Origin of the sequence: Streptomyces sp. (genome assembly GCF_036566765.1) — a bacterium.
In the GTDB taxonomy this organism is placed as follows: domain Bacteria; phylum Actinomycetota; class Actinomycetes; order Streptomycetales; family Streptomycetaceae; genus Streptomyces.
Window position 1 is genome coordinate 1 of sequence record NZ_DATCVQ010000215.1, and the last position, 2,388, is coordinate 2,388.

At 68.0% G+C, this 2,388-nt stretch carries 4 protein-coding genes; all 4 read right to left on the minus strand.

Annotated elements, in window-relative coordinates:
* Positions 1-184 precede the first annotated feature (184 nt).
* The 4 genes from VIU94_RS12545 to VIU94_RS12560 are packed head-to-tail and all read right to left on the minus strand — an operon-like array spanning position 185 to position 2,336.
* Positions 185-622 (minus strand): hypothetical protein, encoded by a 438-nt coding sequence (locus VIU94_RS12545; RefSeq protein WP_331910728.1) that lies wholly within the window; start codon positions 620-622, stop codon positions 185-187.
* Positions 623-630: 8 nt separating this feature from the next.
* The gene (locus tag VIU94_RS12550) at positions 631-1,149 is read right to left on the minus strand and encodes a hypothetical protein (protein ID WP_331910730.1); all 519 of its coding nucleotides are present in this window, start codon (positions 1,147-1,149) and stop codon (positions 631-633) included.
* Between the two features lie 12 nt (positions 1,150-1,161).
* Positions 1,162-2,148, minus strand: a complete 987-nt coding sequence (locus VIU94_RS12555; RefSeq protein ID WP_331910732.1) for a phage tail tube protein — start codon at positions 2,146-2,148, stop codon at positions 1,162-1,164.
* 2 nt (positions 2,149-2,150) lie between these two features.
* On the minus strand, positions 2,151-2,336 hold the full coding sequence (locus tag VIU94_RS12560) for a hypothetical protein (RefSeq protein ID WP_331910734.1): 186 nt from the start codon (positions 2,334-2,336) through the stop codon (positions 2,151-2,153).
* Positions 2,337-2,388 lie beyond the last annotated feature (52 nt).

Here is a 2,388-nt window from a genome sequence, read left to right on the forward strand (position 1 = left end):
CGACATCACTCACCACCTCCCGCCTGCTGGGCCTGGTGTCGGTCGATCCACAGGACGAGCCGCTCGAAGTCCTCGACGAGGAGCTCGTCGACCGTCGGCGGCGGGATGTGCAGCAGGTGCGCGAACAGGCCGAGGTACTGGATGCGCAGCTGCTCGACGTCGAGGGCGGGCTGCTCGTCGCGGGCTACTGCGGGCTGGCCGCCCCTGCTTTTGGGGCGGCGGCCAGACGCTCGACGAGGGCCTCGGCGTGGTCACGGTCCAGCGCGGTGGCCGGGATGAGCTGCAGGGCGGCAACCACCTTCTCCGGGGTTGCGCCTGCCGTCTGCCACACGATGTCGGCTGTGGCCTCGGCCCACCGCTCGGTCTCCTCGCGGTCCGTCCGGGCGACGAGCTCCTCAATGCCGGGGTCGAAGTCGCCGAACCGCAGGCTGGGATGCGACCGCTTCTTGATGACCCAGGCGATGCCGCGCATGGCCTCCAGATCTCCGTCGCCCAGACCGTTCTGGATCTCCCGCCACGTCTGGTCGATCGTCCGCTGCACGATCGACACCTCGGACACCTTCAGCGACCGAGCGTCGAAGTGCTCCACCTCCCCGCCGGCGGGGCTGTACACGATGATCAAGATTGCTCCTAGGAGAGTTGGCGGTGTACGTCGTTGAGGACCCGGGTGACCTCGGCCCGCATGCGGGGCGTGTGCGCCTGCACGGTCTTGTCCCACCACAGGGGCGTGGTCCAGTTGTTGTGCCAGCGCTTCCTGTTGCCGAAGACCTTGTGCCGAATTCGGCCGTCGGCCCGGTTCATGTACTTCGGCATGCCCTTCAGATCGGAGGGCAGCAGCGCCGTGTCGATCCAGACCCGCGCGCCGGGATTCGCCGATGCCCGCACCGACAGCCGTACCGCCTCGGCGATCGTCGCCCGCAGCGGCCTGGTGGTCGGTGACGGGCCGCCCCGGCTGCCCTGCTTCCTCGGGTCGGCCCGGATCGGCAGGTCCCGGATGGTTTGCTGCATGCCGTTCTTCAGCGGCTCGGCAGCGTGCCGGATCCGGCGCGCAAAGTTCGCCTTGAGCCGCGGGCCGCCGGCGGCCTTCAGGCGGCGGGACAGTTCGATGAGCTGTCCGGTGCCGGTGATCTGTACGGAGCCGACGCCCATGGCCCACCTCCGTTACAGGCTGACGTCCGTGGACATGTACTCGATGGCGACCTGGTTGGTGCCGTCGTACAGGGCGGTGAAGTTGAACTGCGGCCGGACCACGTCGAAGCCCTCGACCTTCGGCGGTGCGTCGTCCACCTTGATCGCGGGGAGCTTGATCCGGAACGTCTCGGCGTGCGTCGCCGCGATGATCGGGCCGAGGAACTCCCACACCATCGACGTCGCACCGTCCGAGGTGTGCAGGTCGTCCACCGTGGTGGCGACGTAGTCCATCTCCAGGCTGCCGCTGATCTTCACCAGGTCGTTGCTGATGGGCTCCGCCTTCAGCGCGCTCTGGTTCGCGTAGAACCGGTCCGTGGCCTGGGGCCGCTCGATCTTCACCGACACCTTGCGGACGCCGTCGAGCGCCGTCTCAGCGCCGAAGCTTCCGGTCTTCAGGCCCATCTGCCCGAAGTGGAACGGCGACATCGTCGAGTACGAGGCGACCGCCAGGGTCTTCGTCTCGTCGCAGTCCTTACCGTCGACCTCGAACGTCGCCGTCAGCATGCCGCCGACCTCGCACGAGAACTCCGCCGACACGATCTTGCAGCCGACGAACGTCTTGTCCGTCACCGTGCCCGTGGTGAGCGGCACACCCTTCTGGATCGTCAGGGACTTGCCCCACGTATCCGCCAGCGTGTGCGTCTGGAGGTACGCCGCCGTCGCCCCTTGCTGTACCGGGGTCACCGTCGTACCCATCAGGGCTTGCAGCAGGACGCCCATGCCCTTGTTGGCGACCTCCAGTTCGATCGCGCCCATCGCCTCCCGCTGCGTCACCACACGGCGTGACGACAGCGCCATCAGCCGGCCCGCCGCGATCCCCGAGGACTGCGCCGTCGTCTTCTTCAGGACGAGGCTCTCCTTCGTGAACTCCGGGAACTTCGTCGGAGCCACGTAGGTGCCGTACGTCGTCTCAGCCGCAATACCAATCTGCGCGCCGAGTCCGGAACCGATCGCCATGATCAGCCCTCCTTCCGGGTCTTCTTCGCGGCGCCGGGCTCCTCGACCGGCTCCCACGTGGTGGTCTGGCAGACGTAGCCCTCGAACCGCTCGTCGGGGACCTCGACGAGCTCGTCGGGCTGAATCTCGCGGCCGCCGAGCTCCGGCACGGTGACCGGCTCCGGGCCGATGAAGCGCACACGCGCCATCGCAGTACTCCTCGATCAGGGGTGGGTGTTCAGATCCGGGCGCGGCAGGCGA